This is a genomic window from Rubripirellula amarantea (genome assembly GCF_007859865.1).
In the GTDB taxonomy this organism is placed as follows: domain Bacteria; phylum Planctomycetota; class Planctomycetia; order Pirellulales; family Pirellulaceae; genus Rubripirellula; species Rubripirellula amarantea.
In genome coordinates this window covers 167727-182793 of record NZ_SJPI01000004.1, presented here as the reverse complement: position 1 = coordinate 182793, position 15067 = coordinate 167727, and the positions used below count along the sequence as shown (strand labels likewise).

9 protein-coding genes are annotated in these 15067 nt (G+C 53.3%); 3 read left to right on the top strand and 6 right to left on the bottom strand.

The window, feature by feature from the left end:
- Positions 1-12 precede the first annotated feature (12 nt).
- Positions 13-798, bottom strand: a complete 786-nt coding sequence (locus Pla22_RS24590; RefSeq protein WP_146517546.1) for a CpsB/CapC family capsule biosynthesis tyrosine phosphatase — start codon at positions 796-798, stop codon at positions 13-15.
- Between the two features lie 331 nt (positions 799-1129).
- Here Pla22_RS24590 and Pla22_RS24585 point away from each other — a divergent pair, with 331 nt between their 5' ends.
- On the top strand, positions 1130-3823 hold the full coding sequence (locus tag Pla22_RS24585; protein ID WP_242632320.1) for a PSD1 and planctomycete cytochrome C domain-containing protein: 2694 nt from the start codon (positions 1130-1132) through the stop codon (positions 3821-3823).
- 2 nt (positions 3824-3825) lie between these two features.
- On the top strand, positions 3826-5232 hold the full coding sequence (locus Pla22_RS24580) for a DUF1501 domain-containing protein (RefSeq protein WP_146517545.1): 1407 nt from the start codon (positions 3826-3828) through the stop codon (positions 5230-5232).
- Positions 5233-5265: 33 nt separating this feature from the next.
- Here Pla22_RS24580 and Pla22_RS24575 read toward each other — a convergent pair whose 3' ends face one another.
- Complete coding sequence (locus Pla22_RS24575; RefSeq protein ID WP_390620304.1) at positions 5266-7347, bottom strand: ATP-dependent DNA helicase; 2082 nt, start codon at positions 7345-7347, stop codon at positions 5266-5268.
- Positions 7348-7639: 292 nt separating this feature from the next.
- Between Pla22_RS24575 and Pla22_RS24570 the strand changes: the two genes are divergently transcribed.
- Positions 7640-8692, top strand: coding sequence for a hypothetical protein (locus Pla22_RS24570; protein ID WP_146517544.1), 1053 nt, complete (start codon positions 7640-7642; stop codon positions 8690-8692).
- A 261-nt stretch (positions 8693-8953) separates the two neighbouring features.
- Here Pla22_RS24570 and Pla22_RS24565 read toward each other — a convergent pair whose 3' ends face one another.
- The 4 genes from Pla22_RS24565 to fliW all read right to left on the bottom strand — a co-directional run bounded on the left by Pla22_RS24565 (position 8954) and on the right by fliW (position 15030).
- Positions 8954-10333 (bottom strand): DUF4832 domain-containing protein, encoded by a 1380-nt coding sequence (locus Pla22_RS24565; protein WP_165440819.1) that lies wholly within the window; start codon positions 10331-10333, stop codon positions 8954-8956.
- A 162-nt stretch (positions 10334-10495) separates the two neighbouring features.
- On the bottom strand, positions 10496-12886 hold the full coding sequence (locus Pla22_RS24560) for a PVC-type heme-binding CxxCH protein (RefSeq protein ID WP_146517542.1): 2391 nt from the start codon (positions 12884-12886) through the stop codon (positions 10496-10498).
- Complete coding sequence (locus tag Pla22_RS24555; RefSeq protein ID WP_146517541.1) at positions 12883-14160, bottom strand: c-type cytochrome; 1278 nt, start codon at positions 14158-14160, stop codon at positions 12883-12885. Before Pla22_RS24555 ends, Pla22_RS24560 begins: the two co-directional genes overlap by 4 nt.
- Before the next feature lie 426 nt (positions 14161-14586).
- Positions 14587-15030 (bottom strand): flagellar assembly protein FliW, encoded by a 444-nt coding sequence (gene fliW / locus Pla22_RS24550; RefSeq protein WP_146517540.1) that lies wholly within the window; start codon positions 15028-15030, stop codon positions 14587-14589.
- Between the last annotated feature and the right edge of the window lie 37 nt (positions 15031-15067).

Sequence of the window (15067 nt, the reverse complement as noted above, 5' to 3'; positions counted from 1 at the left end):
TCAAATTAGCCGCTAAGCCGACTGTAGAACGCTGGCGGTTGATCGCGTGCCGTCCATGAATATTTGTGCGTTGTCCGTCAGGATGGCTCTCGCACGGCTGGGTCCGACCAGTCGTCTTAATTTCTTTCCAACATCCGAAGCGGATTGCATTTGGTCCTCTGGCCAATCGCTTGCGCTCGATTGGTTTGATTGGTCGAAGCCAACGCAATGAACTTGTCCGCAACGCAATAATTTTTTGGTGAAACGATCGCAACCTGGATCGGCCGCATCGTAGGACAGGCTTGAGGTCGAAATGCGAATTCGAGTCTTCGCGCGTTTAAATCGTTCCCATTCATCAGGTTGACTTCGCAGCCACGAGCAACGTTCTGGCGAGATGAGCACGGTTTGCAAACCCATTCGCTTGAGTGTTTCGACGACCGGTGCGATAGGCATGAAGTTCGTCGGCGATACACGAAGGAATGCAAATCGGCGATTCAAAGGGCCGGCCAGCATTGAAGCTCTTGCGATGCGATCAAAGAGGTCCGTGCGTAAGTTGAGTTCAATGGCGAGTTCAACTTCGATATCGAGTTGATTTTCGCGTAGTAAGGTTCTGAGTTGATCAAATTGACGGGGCGTGGTGTTGCCATGGTCGAGATTCGTCGTTACGACGGCCGCCCTAATTCCTTGGGCATGTTTCTGTGTGGCTCGCGCTAAAGTTCGAGGCCAATCGATTCCTCCCCGATGCGAATGAACGATCAAGGAAGAGGCGACTTCGACGACTTCACTTGGCAACGCTGTTGTGTTCCACCAGAGACCCATCTTGAATTGCTCCGTACGTATAACTCACCTGACTGAAATCTGTCTCAGTGAAATTCAAGCGTTTGCAAACAGTGGGCCAACCAGATTTGAAACTGATCAAGTGGCCAACAGATGGGCATGAAAAGGCTCTTGAGGCAGCATATTGGACATAGAAACCTTCTTTTGCCCTGACTTTGTCGCCCCGTAGCGTTTTGGACATTCTCTTGGGACTCGGAAAGTAGCTATAATTTGAAGCAGCCGTGCGCGAGAATGCCTAAACATTGAACGATGGGCACTTCCGGCACGCCGCGACTTACCTCGTGCCCGCCTCCCCTTCCCCCGCCCTATCGCAATGAATTCTTGTGCGATTTGCTCCTATGCGCTAGATCGAATTGGCGTTGTGTTGGCAACTCTGATGACACTCGTCTGCTGCCAAGCTCTCGATGGGCACGCCGCTGATGCGATCCCAGACAACCAGTTGACGTTCTTTGAATCGAAAGTTCGTCCGCTTTTGAACGATCATTGTTACGAATGCCATAGTCGCGAATTCGACGAAGCGAGTGGTGGGTTGAGGCTTGATACCGCCGAGGCAATCGCAAAAGGTGGTCTTGGTGGCACCGCGTTGGTCGCTGGTCATCCAGATCAGAGCCTGATCATGGAAGTCGTCTCGTATGAATCAGAGATGCAGATGCCACCCGACGGCAAACTCGATGACGAGATGATCGCGATCCTTCGGCAATGGATTGAAATGGGAGCTCCCGATCCGAGGCACGAGAGTCAAGAATCCCAAGAAGAAATGGCTTCGCCGCTTGAACGAGATCCACAAACTCATTGGGCCTTCATTCCGCCCCAGGCAGCTCACGCGGCGAAACAACTAGCAGACGATTCTCGTGACATTGTCGACGATTTGGCGTCAGAGGTTTCCGTCGCAGAGGGTGTATCCATCAACGAGCGTGCTGATGATTCGACATTGATTCGGCGTTTGTACTTTGATTTGTCTGGCTTACCCCCGACGGCCGAGGACGTTCAAGACTATTGTGAATCGACGCGACCCGACAAGTTCACGCGGTTGGTGGATCAGTTGCTTGCAGCGCCCGAGTTTGGCGAACGTTTTGGACGCCATTGGCTTGATGTGGCTCGCTATGCTGACACGATAGGTTACGCCACTGCTGGTAAGGAGCGTCGGTACCCCGGCAGTCACCGCTATCGTGACTGGGTCATCCGAGCTATCGGACAAGACATGCCCTATGACGAAATGGTCCGGCATCAACTCACCGGTGATCGAACGGATCCCAACAACGAACAGGGCAACCTGGATGCGATGGGTTTTTTGACGCTCGGGCGAAAGTTTCTGAATGGACTCGATCGCACGGATGACCAGATCGACGTTATCACGCGGGGTTTGCTAGGGATGACGGTCACGTGCGCTCGATGTCATGACCACAAATTCGATCCGATTCCGACAACGGACTACTACGCCTTGTTCGGGGTTTTGCAAAGTAGCGAGCAGCCTGAATCAGGGCCGAGCCCGTTGATGATGGTCGACCGAGAAAAGACAGGTGACCGTCCGGTATTTCTTCGCGGTCAACTGGGCAATCGCGGCCCAATAGCACCTCGCCAATTTCTAACAGCACTTCGCAAACCTGACGAACCAAGGTTTCACGATGGCAGCGGCCGAAAAGAACTTGCTGATCGCATCACCCGCGCAGACAATCCGCTCTTTGCTCGCGTGATGGTCAACCGCGTCTGGACGCATCTCATAGGCAGGCCACTTGTCGATTCGCCAAGTGATTTTGGCTTTCGCACGCAGCAGCCGAAAGTCCCGCAGGTGCTTGATGACTTGGCTACGGACTTTGCTCGCGACTTTAGTATCAAGCGTTTGGTCCGACGAATTGTGTCGATGCGTGTCTACCAGCAAAGTTCATCGGTTACGTCTGACAACTTGGCCAAGGACCCAAATAACGAATGTTTATCGCGAGCCAATCGTCGTCGTCGGGATCTCGAATCACTGCGAGACAGCATGTTATGCGTGTCGGATTCGCTTGACCGCCAGCTTGGCGGCGAACCGGTTGAAATATCGTTGCCCAGCCCAGTGGCGAGACGAACGGTTTACGCGCTGATCGACCGCCAAAATCTACCGTCGCTGTTTCGCACGTTCGACTTCCCCGACCCAAATGCTCACTCGCCCGGACGGTATTTCACGACAGTTCCTCAACAAGGTTTGTTTCTGCTGAACAGTCCGCAAGTCGCCGAGTTAGCCAAACGAACCGCTAATCGAGTCAGAGCGTCGGTTGTCGGGGGAAACGAAAGTAATCTCGACAAGCTAGCGGTGAGCATGTTCCAACAGGTGCTCGGAAGAACGCCGAATGAGTCAGAGCAGTCATCGGCCGTTAACTTTTTGCAGCAAGAGCCGCGTCCTCTCGAGAACGACATCGATCCGCAGTTCTTGTGGACCTACGGCACCGCAAGGCTCGCTCGCGCTGACGGCCAATCGCTCGTAAGTGAGTTTCGACCCTTCGGCGTTTTCAAAGGCGACCGTTGGCAACCTCAAGACGAGTTTCCGGTCGATGGCGATCTTGGGTTTTCATTCGTCGCCAATGAAAACGGACACAGTCCCCGCGATCCCACGTTAGCAACCGTGCGACGGTTTACTGCACCCGATGACGGGAACCTTCGGATTGCTGGTCAAATGGGACACCGGGCCGAAGAGGGTGACGGAGTAGCAATTACGATCTTGATCGGTGGCAAAGAATATCACCACAGTGTGGAAAAGAGCAGCAACCGTCCCTTTGGACCGTACGTGGCAAGGATCAAGAAGGGCGAGACGGTCGATGTTCTGGCAGCCTGCGGAAAGACCGATTCATTTGACTCGTTCTTCTTCCGCGGCAATCTAAGATTGACTCGCGACGACAAAACGACGATCGAAACAAACTCGGTCAAGCACTTCAGCGGTTCCCTTGATCCGCCATCGACTGAGCCTCTTGATCGACTTTCTCAGCTTGCTCAGGTCTTGATCATCAGTAACGAATTTGCATTTGTGGACTAACAATGAATATTCCTCTCACACGTCGACAACTATTGCATCAGTGCGGCGCCGGTCTGGGCGGTGTCGCGTTAGCGGACATGATCGCTCGCGGAGAAGACTCTGCCGCGACTCAACATCGCGGGGAAGTGGCACCGCATTACCCTGCGAAGGCCAAGTATGTCATTCATCTATTCATGAACGGTGGACCGAGTCACGTCGATTCGTTCGACCCCAAACCGGCACTTGCTAAGTTCGACGGCAAGACTGCACCCGGTCCCGAACTGAAGACCGAACGACCGACCGGTACCGTGATGAAGTCGCCCTTTGAGTTTAAGAATCGGGGTGAGTCGGGTTTACCGATTAGTGAGCTGTTTGAACACACCGCGGCTCACGCGGACGACTTGTGCGTGATTCGCAGCATGCACGCCGATGTTCCCAACCACGAACCTTCGTTGATGTTGATGAACACGGGCGAGTCGCGGTTGGTCAGACCTAGCATGGGTTCGTGGCTGACTTATGGGTTAGGTAGCGAGAACGAAAACCTGCCGGCATTCGTCGCCATGTGTCCCAATGGTTATCCGATCAAAGAGTCGCAAAACTGGCAAAACGCGTTTCTTCCGGGTAAGTACCAGGCCACCTACGTGGACTCTAGTGGTACGAAGATTGAACAGTTGATTGATCACATTCGCGGGAACTCGGTGGCTGCTGAAGACCAACGCGGCCAGCTAGACCTTCTAAAGGAACTCAACGCTGCCCATGCGAATGCTCGAAACGATGCACGGCTGGAATCTCGAATCGAATCGTTTGAACTTGCCTATCGTATGCAAGGCGATGCATCCGAGGCGTTTGATGTCGATCGTGAAACGAAAGATGTTTTGAAAGCCTATGGAAAAGGGCCGTTTGCTAGACAGGCCTTAATCGCTCGTCGGTTAGTTGAACGTGGCGTGCGATTTGTTCAGCTCTACACGGGCGCCGGCCAGCCTTGGGATAACCACGATGATTTAGAATCCGGGCACCGGCGAGTCGCCAAGGGAGTTGATCAGGCTATCGGGGCATTGCTAGCCGATTTGAAACGATTGGGCCTGCTTGACGAAACTTTGGTCATATGGGGTGGTGAGTTTGGCAGAACTCCGGTTGTTGAAATGCCAAAGGAAGGTAGCAATCAAGGCAAGATGAACGGACGCGACCACAATCACTACGGCTTCACCACGTGGTTAGCTGGCGGTGGTGTGAAGGGTGGGCAAGCGATAGGTGCGACCGACGAGATTGGATTTAAGGCAGTCGAGAACCGAGTTCACGTCCACGACCTTCATGCAACGATCATGCGGTTGATGGGCTACGATCACAAACGGCTTACTTACCGCTATGCCGGTCGAGACTTTCGGCTGACGGACGTGCACGGGCGCGTCGTCGATGAAGTTCTCGCATGATCGTGATTGCGGCCCGAAAAGTTCGTCAACGGATCAGTTCGGTTTGCGTCGTTTGGCGGAAACGTAGTGCACCTTCATTTCAGGCAGCGATTCGATGAACAAGCGTCCGTAAGGTTTCGAGTGAATTCGTGGGTCGAGCACGACCACCATTCCCTTGTCGTCGCGGGTGCGAATCAGACGACCAAATCCTTGGCGAAATTTAATTACGGCTTCCGGCAATTGGTACTGCGAGAATGGGTTTCCGCCACCGGCTTTGATCGCTTCAAGACGTGCCTCCAGAAGTGGGTGATCGGGGACTGCGAAGGGTAGTTTGGTGATTACAACGTTGGTCAACGCATCACCGGGAACGTCAACACCTTGCCAAAAACTATCCGTTCCAAATAGCACACCTCGTTTGCTGCGGCGAAATGCATCGAGCAATTGCGTTCGCGATTGAGAGCCCGCCTGCGAGTACAATGTCATTTCACGATCGATGCACCAGGACGTGATTGCTTCCGCACACGATTTGAGCAACCCGTAGCTGGTGAACAAGACAAAAGCATGCCCATCGGTATGCCCCACGAATCGCTTGATTTGTTCGGGAATCGCTTGTTCAAATGCCGATCGCTCTTTCGACGGATCGGGCAAGTCCTTTACCACCACCAATTTGGCCTGTTCTTGGTAGTTGAAGGGACTTCCCACACGCACCGATAAGCCACCCGTTAAGCCAATCCGTGAACGAAAGAACTTGAAGTTGTCATCGGCTGTTGCCAGCGTCGCGCTGGTCATCACGACACTGCGAATAGTTTTGCTTTGATAGAGTTCCTTACGCAACGTTTCGCCAACATTGATCGGCGACGCGAACAAACTAACCCGATCCATACCACGACGGGACCCGGTTCGTTCCATCCAATAGACCGAGTGTTCGATTTCCTGACGAACCCATGAACGCAGGCCACCGGCAAGCGAGAGCGTTCGGTCATGTGCTGATTCGAAATCCTTCTTGTCGGATTCTGATTTTTGAGCATCGGCTTGTTTGCGAAGTCCAGCGGCGAGTTGCTCCATGATTTCGCTGAGTTCATTGTTGACGATATCAGGGTTGTTGACTCGGCCGTTGCGAGTATTGGATTGTTCCCACCAATCCAATAGATCAGCAAACAGAGAAGATGCGGCATAGCGACAGCGGTCGACCATTTGTTGAAGGGTTGTCAGATTCTTATCGACGAGCAACCCTTTTTGGGTGACATCGTTGTAGAGGCGATTGAACAGGTAGTCGAATTGGCCGCTCGTCAGACGGATTCCCAAGTGGTCGCCAGCAACAGCCTCGATCGTGTGGCATTCGTCAAGAATAACCGCGTCGTAGTCGGGCAATAGCGATACCCCTTGTCGGCGCAACGCCAGATCGCTGAAGAACATCGCATGATTAACGATCATGATTTGCGCGTTTTGAACTCTTCGGCGCGCACGAAAGTAGTAGCATTGTTGAAAGTGCTTGCATGCACGCCGCAAGCAATTGCTCGTGTCGCTTGCGACTTCGTCCCAGACAACGGGATCGGGTCGCATCGGAAGCGTCGACTTGGACCCGTCGGCAGTATCGCCCGACCATGATTTGATGGTCCGCAATTGTGAGTGTTGTTCGTCGGAAGTCATCAGCGACGTCGACTTCGCGATGGCGCGATCAAGCCGACGCAACGAAACGTAGTTCGATCGGCCTTTGACCAGGACTGCTGAAAATTCGCGAGGGATGACGCTGTTGAGCAGTGGGACGTCTTTGGAAACCAATTGTTCTTGAAGTGCGATGGTGTGGGTCGAAATCAGCACCCGACGTTGCCGCGGCTTTTCTTCGCCGTCTTCATCCTTCTCGGTGATTTCATTGCTTTCGCTAGCGTCACCGAGGCAGGCTTGGTTTTCGGTAGCGTGCAAAATGGCGGGAACAAGATAGGCAAAGCTCTTGCCGGTTCCAGTGCCAGCTTCGGCAATCAGATGCTGGTCAGTTGCCAACGCTTCAGCAACCTTGCGAGCCATTTCGAGTTGTTGCTCGCGGACTTCGTAGCCTTTCAGCCGCGCAGCGATCCGCCCGTCTTTGCCGAGGATCGAATCGACACTTAAATCGTCAGGCACTGAGGCTTGTTCCATGGTCTGCTGTGAGTGGGCGAATGTTCATTCACCATAGCAGTCCACTTGATTGCCGGCCATGCGCCGTGGTATTGCAAAGGTCAATCCATTCAAGAGACGTTATAAATTGCTGGCACATCATGCGCAAGGGTGGATCACATGGTCACTGAGGCACGCAACGTGTTACGATTTGCCAGTTTCTTCCATCGGCTTCGCATCCATCATGCCCATGGTACCGGTGCGTTGCTCGATTGGTGAGCGATGCCGAGTCGTATTGCCGCACACGTCGTTCTCATTCCTGAAAAGACTTCACGTGAACACCTTTCAGCAAACCTGTCCGTCCTGCAATCGCATGCTTGAGTTGCCCTATAACGCGATCGGTAAACAAGCGAGGTGTCCCGCTTGCCAGTCGGTGTTCGAGGCGACCGGACCCAACGTGGTCTCGGGTTCAGGTTCGGGTTCCGGTTCAGGTTCGGGCAGCCCGTCGGACCCGGCAGCTAATCCGTATGCCAATCCCATGGGTTCGGCGACCCAGCACAATGTTAATCCTTACCAACCATCTAATAGCACTTACACAGCGGAACCTGCCGCGATGAACGTGCGCGATGTGTCATTTGACGAGGTGTGGTCAGCGGGATGGCCGATCTTCAAAGAAAGGATGGGGCCTGTCATCGGTGCTTTCGCGCTGGTGACGATTGGCGGAATAATAGCTAGTACCATCGTGCAAGTGTTAGGATCGATCGTTGCCGGCGGCAACAAGAACGCGGGTGCGGTGCTGATAATGATTCTCTCGGTATTGACCCAGTTGGTGAGTCAATACTTTAGCTTTGGTTGCACCCGAGTTTGCTTAGCAGCGGCACGGAACCAACCGTCACCTCTGTCATACATCTTTCCGCCAGTGATGGCGTTTGTTCGCTACATTGTCGGTGTGATTGCTTTCCTAGCGGTCATTGGGTTGATCGCAGCGATTATGTTTGGAGGTGCCTACGGCGTTGCAGCGGCCGCAGGGAACGATGGTCTGTTCCCGATCTTGGCTATCGTTATCGGATTAATGGTGGTTGTTTTAGTCCTTTTGGGAACGTGGCTGTTTTGGTCGTTCATCATGGTCACAGCAGAGAACCGAACGACGTTTACTGAAGCGGTTGGTTTGTCATACTCGATCACGATGCGGAACAAAGTAACATCGCTGTTGCTCTTGGTGCTTGGGACGGCATTGGCGGTCGCGGGCTTGATGATGTGCTACGTCGGCTTGTTCATCACGATCCCAATGAGCTGGATGTTGTTTACCGTCGGATATTTGATGATGACGAACCAACCGGTAGCGGTTCCAATGTTACCTTCGTATCAATCACCGCCAAGAATGTAGAAAGACTGACAAAGTCACGTGAGTCGAAAGACGTGAATCGAAAGACGCGAGTCGTCGGTGGACGAGGGGCAGTCGAGCAACGTCTTTGCTAATTGATGTGGCCAGTTCAGAATCGAGCCGGTTCAGCGTCGAGCCAGTTCAGCAACGAGCCAGTTCAGCAACGAGCCAGTTCAGCAACGAGCCAGTTCAGCAACGAGCCAGTTCAGCAACGAGCCAGTTCAGCAACGAGCCAGTTCAGAATCTAACGAGTTCAACACCAAGCTAGTTCAGTTCGACTTCGCCTAGCGTGAGCCAGCCTGCTTGCGTGGTGTCTTGATTGGCGTTGGCAAACCCCAGCGATTTGCCATTGGCAAGCGGATTGGCAACTCGAATTAGGACGGTATGTTTGCCCCGTAATTCATTCGTGTCGACGTTTTCGACGAGAGTATGTTGGCCCGGTAAACGTCCTTTCATGGAAAGGTTTTCGGCAACGCTCTGGTGAACGATCTTGCCGTCCTGAACCATCGCAACTTCGGTCGGCCAGTTCATGTAGAACGGTGCGACGCCTTGGTTAACCAGTTCTAGGGTCATCTTGAATGCCGATCCAGACGGTTCAAAATTTGCCTGGCGAACATAGAAGTCATACCCCATGCGTCGAACTTCATCTTCAGCTCGCCGTCGTCTCTCCGGCGAGGGCACTTCGCGAAACATTCCTGTGTCCATCAACCAAGTTGCATGGGTTTGCGTGACACATTCATGGAAATCTTGCGTCCCTGGCACCCACTGAGTTGGTTCATCAAAGACCTTGCCCCAAACTTCAGGTCGAATTTCACCGCCAATGGGTTGGGTTTGCCATTTGTTCCTCGCTGACTCGCCCGCAGCAATCAGGGCTGGCATGTAGTACCAATTGTCTTGAGGTTTACCGGTGTCTAAGGTTGCCCAAGCAAACGAATCATCATGATAGCCAAACGGTCGGGAAGCGTTGTTGGCTTGATAACCATGGTCGGGGCCCGCCGGGTAACGCAACAACACCGGTGTTTGCTGGAAAGCTTTTTCGTAGGCATCCAAAACAACTTCTTGGGTCGTTTTGCTAGCCCACAGATCGTTGCGAGGGTAAGTATGCCATTCGCCCCACGTGCCCAGCAGTCCTGCGGTGATGTAGCCCAATCTCGCATCTCCGTCGTACTTCTTTCCAAAGGCGGCAATGAAGTTCTGGATTGCCTTGCGCAAGCGCGGGTCTTCGTAGTCAGGCGTGATGATTTTCGCTGGCGGAAGCGGTGCCGTATTCTCGTTGACGTACTCGTGAACGGTTAAGCCATCGCGCACCAAGTACTCGGGAATACCTTTGCTCTTGCCAGGGTATTCCATGTAGATCCGAATGACGGCTTGTTTGCCTCGCGAAGAAATATCATCCAGCAAGGTTTCGAGCGGCTTCCAGTCAAACTGATGCTCCTGGATCATTAAGTCCGATAGAGCGAGGTACATGAATTCCATGCTATGTGGAAACCGGTCCTCGTGGGGACGCGAGTAAGGCACCAAGCCTTTCAATGGATTGTCGACGCGGCTTGGTGCCGGCTGCAGCATGTAGGTTTGAGCCGACGCCGAAGCAATGAGTAATAATCCGGCGAAGGCACAGAATGTAAAACCACGTAGAGCGTTCACGAAAAGCATTTTTTCTGGCAAGGTTGGGAGGTGAAAAACTAGGCTACTGACGAACTCGACTTTGAAGTTGAAACTATTGCGGCTGTCTAAGATTGGACTGTTTCGATTTCACGTTGACCTCGACGGGGATATGCACATTGAACGCGAGAACGCCATCGAAGTTTAGTGGCTAATGATCGCAACTCGATTCCAGTACGCCCACTCGCAATTCCAGTCGTTGGGAGAATTTTCGAGGTTCAGATCAATGCTTTGGCCAGCGAACTTTGTCAGGTCGACTTCAAGTTCAAGCCATTCATTTTCGCCTACGGTTTGAGGCCCCACGATAGTTTCGGCTAACAGTTCGCCTGAGGCTAACACTCGCAATTGCCAATCACCGTGAGGATGATGGCTGACCCGCAAGCTTAGCCGAGTTGTTTTATCGCGGGGAATTTGCAAACGCTGCCGCAAACTGCTGGGTGTGTTTTTATCAAGCGGATGGGTTTGGATGGCGGTTTTGTTTCGAAATTCCGAGTGATAAACGATCCCTCCTTCGCCGACATCGCGTGCGTGAAACCCTGGTGCGATTCTATGAACCATTTGTTGCGATTCGGTCGACTGAGTCTGCTTCGCCTTGCTTCCTTTCGACTGACTTTTCTTGGATGAGCGAATTCTGGTAACGACCTCGTCTCCCGTAGCGATCCGCCTCGCCACAAACTCTTGCAGCTTAGGAAGCTTTCCGTTGACAACGAGTTGCAATGACTCGCTTGGATGATGGGGAACCATTGGTTCGAGGCCAAACCAAATCATTTGAGGAAGGTTGTGGTCAGAGACGTCTTCATCGTGAGAAACCAAACCTTCCAAGAGGGGCCAGCGATCGGCAAACGGTATTCGTTGCAAGGCCGAGGCAAGGTATAGCCGCACGATTGGTGATGAATCGTGCTTCGCCATGTCGGCTAGGGTTTGGAGGGTCTTGGAGTCGACGATTGGGGAGTCGACGATTGGGGATTCGCCGGAGCTTGGCATTTGAAAGGCGTTGATCGACGATTGGTCAAAAAGAAATTGGATTGCCCAGGCTCGCACGAAAGGATCATCGTGCGATAACAGAGAAACCAGCCCCTCTTGGGCGATTCCTTCGGTCACGTGGAGCGACCAAAGTGCCCGAAGCCGTTGAGGAGATTGATCAGCCGCTTGGAAGAGCTTTTCCAATTGAGCGTGAACGGCGACTCGATCGAGTTCACCGGCTGCTGCCCGAGCTTGCAATAATGTTCGTGATTGGCGGACATACCAATCGTTTGAATGTTGTTGAAGTTCCACGAGCTCTAAGTCGGACATCTTGGCAAGATTCGGTGTAACCGAAGCGGATGCACCGCTTGGCATGATGCGATAAATGCGACCGCTGTTGGGAAAGTTGATCGCGTTTCCGCACACATCCGTATCGTGCCAGTCCAAGATATAGACACCGCCTTCGGGGCCGATTTCGACGCTGAAGCCGACCCATGCCAAATCGTTGGTAGGCAAAAAGTCGTCGCCATGTTTTCCGATGAAGCTAGACCCCTTTGGGACCATCACGTCAGTCAACACAGCATGCTCGTGTATGTTGCACATGAACAACCGGTTGCGATACGTCGGCGGGAACGCATCGGCTAAATAGAAGCGAGCTCCGCCGTGCGCCGACAAATGCGTGTGGTCGCGGATGGTCTTGATGTCTTCGTAGATGTGCGGATTCACGTGCGGAAGGCTTTGCTTGTGATACACACCGCCTTGGACGATATGAAACAGGTGCGGAATAACGCAGCAGGTGGCGAAGCTTTGGCCGTGGTCGTCGAAGTCAAACCCCCAAGGGTTTGATAGTCCTCGTGCGAAAATCTCAAAGGTTTTGCGAATCGGATGGTAACGCCAAATGCCTCCGTCGATGAATTGTCGATTTGAATCCTTGTCACCAACGTGGCCGACGCGAGACTGGGTGAAAACACCGTGGCAACCGTAGAGCCAGCCATCGGGACCCCAGATAAAACTGTTCAACGTTTCGTGCCGGTCGTTCATGCCCCAACCATCAAGCAGCGGCTGCGGCGGGCCATCGGGTCGGTCATCGCCATCGGCGTCCGGGATGAAACTTAGGTTCGGTGGCGAGCCAACGAATACTCCTCCGAATCCACAAGCAATGCCTGACGTGAACGTTAAGTTGTCTGCGAATGTTTTCTTCTTGTCGAACACTCCATCGCCATCGGTGTCTTCGAGGATTTGAATGCGGCTGATGGGTTCGGTGGAATGTTTGCCTCGGGTTTGGTAGTTAAAGTTTTCAGCAACCCAAACCCGACCTCGTTCGTCGAAACAAAATGCAATCGGTTCGGCGATATCGGGTTCGGCTGCAAAAACAGAAACCTTAAAGCCGTCTGGAATCGACATTTTGTCGACCGCCTGCTCGGGGCTCAGGAAAGGCGCGTCGCTGGAACGATGTTGCTTCTTAGGCAGCGTGTTTCTAGCCTCTTCGGCGAAGCTATTTCCAAGCGTGATCAGGGCCAGTCCGGCCGCGAGCAAGACTGGCGTTAGAAGAATTTGATTCAACTTATTCACTTCGCGATCTCCACTTGTTCCGTTGTCTGCAGGTACTTGATCAAGTCGATCACTTCTTGAGGTTCCATTTGTTCCAATTGTCCTTCGGGCATCATCGACTTGGGGGCGACTCGCCGCGTGTCGATATCATCCTTGGCGACGATCACGCGTGAGTTCTCGGGCGTTTTTAAGACTAAGCGGATGGCGTTTTCTTCAGCCAAAACCCCAGAGATAATTCGCCCGTCGAACGTCAGGATCTGAATCATCCGGTAGGCGTCCGGAACATCGAAGCTCGGGGCGATGCTGTTGAGCAGTATGTAATCGAGATTGGCTCGGTTAGACCCGGTAAGGTCAGGGCCAACGTCTCCGCCGACGCCATATAGCAAGTGGCAAGCCGCACATGTCTTCTGGAAAACGGCGCGGCCTTTCGATGCGTCGGCAGATGCCAGCACGGAAGGCGTCAGCATTGCCTTGTACTTGGCGATCACCTTTTCGCGATCTTTGGCGACCAATCGGATTTCGCCAAACACTTTGGCAAAATCATCACCCAGATGATCGCCCAGGAGATCGCTCAGCGACCTGGCGACGTGCGAGGGGATCTCGTTTCGTGAGATCTGTTCGTTTTTAATCGCTTCCAATAGTTCAAGTGCATAATCTTTTCGCGATGCCAGCGTTTCGATGGTGGCGCGGCGAAGTTCAGGACTGAACTCGGCGTATCGTTTCAGCAAAATGTCTGGCGCCCGTTGGTTGGCGACGATTGCGAAACCACGAATGGCATCGAGGGCGAAATTTTCTTCGTTCAGTAGTGTTTCGAGATACTGCGATGCTTCAACGTTTTGCTGGTTTAGGAGTGAACGCAGCGAAGTTCGCCGCTGTTCTTCGTCGGCTGACGGATCTCTAAGGATAGCGAGAGCTTGTTCGGTGGCTGTCTGGTCGCCAAAAATCTGCGATAGGCGAAGCGACAAATCTCGCACTTCGCGATCTTCGTTTTGCCTGAGGCTTGCACTAAGTTCGTGCCAACCCGGAGGCGACGTCACGTTGCGCTGACCTTCGTATCCTTTCAGCATTCCTCGAAGCAACGATCGGCATACTTCGGTTCTGTGTTGGACCGTTTGAAGCGTTTGGACGAGTGCGATCAGCGACCGATTGTCTGCGTTCTTGGCTTGACTCTCGGCAGCCCAAGTCGCAGGTAGGCTTACTGCGAAGCCGGATAGCAGGCAGGTTAAGGCATAGACGCGGAAGGCACTGGCAAAACAGAAACGCTTCTGATGGTTGGCAGCAGGATTGATCGGCATGGTGGTACTGATACGAGCGTAGGGTCGCGGTGCAAGACACGCTTGTGCCGCACACGATCGCTGACCAAGAATGAGCTTGGTGAGCGGTGCCTATTGTATCTGAACACCACCGATCAGATGGCTCATGCAAAAATTGACATGCCGACAAGCCAGGGGCGTTGTTGAAAGCGTGGGTAGCGGCGCAAATCGCTAGAACGGGACGAGCCTTGAAGCCCGTGCGAGTGCGAAGCTGCACCGGCCGAGTAATCCAGCGAAGAGGCACCGGCGTCGAAGCAGCTGCACCAGCGTAGAAGCAGCTGCACCAGCGTCGGGCAAGTCGCACCAGCGAAGAAAGGCGTGCCCATGATGAAAGTTCACGCGAGCAAGCGGCAACGCGATGCTGTGCACAGGTTGCCAGTGTTTCCTGAAGAATGCCTCAGGGATGAACTAGGCTGCGTGTGCTGAGGCGTTGAAACTTCGAAGGGGCAACGACTTTTGCAAAGGTTGCTCGTCGGTGGTAATGACTTGGCATCCCAGTCGTCGTTCGAAGTTTAGAACGATGGGGGCTCGCAAGTTCGTGGTCAGCTTTCCAACGTGACCTGAGACCGCGGTCATGATGTACAGTTCGGCATCGTTGGTCAGGTGCAAACAAGCCAGTTCGCGACGTCCAATGCGCACTCGATACGAATCAAAGAACACGCGTGGGCTGATCAAGGCAATCGCACGGTCGCCTCGGGAAGCACTTTGCAGCCACGCGACGGACGAATTGTCGGGATCGGGAAGCAGCGCCCATTGCCGCAACGTCTCCATGCCATAAAGCCCCTGCGGAAACAGGAACAATTGGTCGGAGTTCAGGTGGAGCGTGCCAAAGCGCTGAGTGTCGATTTTCATGATCAGGTCTTTCCGATTCAAAACGAAACTTGGTTTC

Coding starts and splice junctions, on each gene's coding strand:
- Pla22_RS24590 (WP_146517546.1), bottom strand. CDS start 798: ATGGGTCTCTGGTGGAACACAACAGCGTTGCCAAGTGAAGTCGTCGAA.
- Pla22_RS24585 (WP_242632320.1), top strand. CDS start 1,130: ATGAATTCTTGTGCGATTTGCTCCTATGCGCTAGATCGAATTGGCGTT.
- Pla22_RS24580 (WP_146517545.1), top strand. CDS start 3,826: ATGAATATTCCTCTCACACGTCGACAACTATTGCATCAGTGCGGCGCC.
- Pla22_RS24575 (WP_390620304.1), bottom strand. CDS start 7,347: ATGGAACAAGCCTCAGTGCCTGACGATTTAAGTGTCGATTCGATCCTC.
- Pla22_RS24555 (WP_146517541.1), bottom strand. CDS start 14,160: ATGCCGATCAATCCTGCTGCCAACCATCAGAAGCGTTTCTGTTTTGCC.
- fliW (WP_146517540.1), bottom strand. CDS start 15,030: ATGAAAATCGACACTCAGCGCTTTGGCACGCTCCACCTGAACTCCGAC.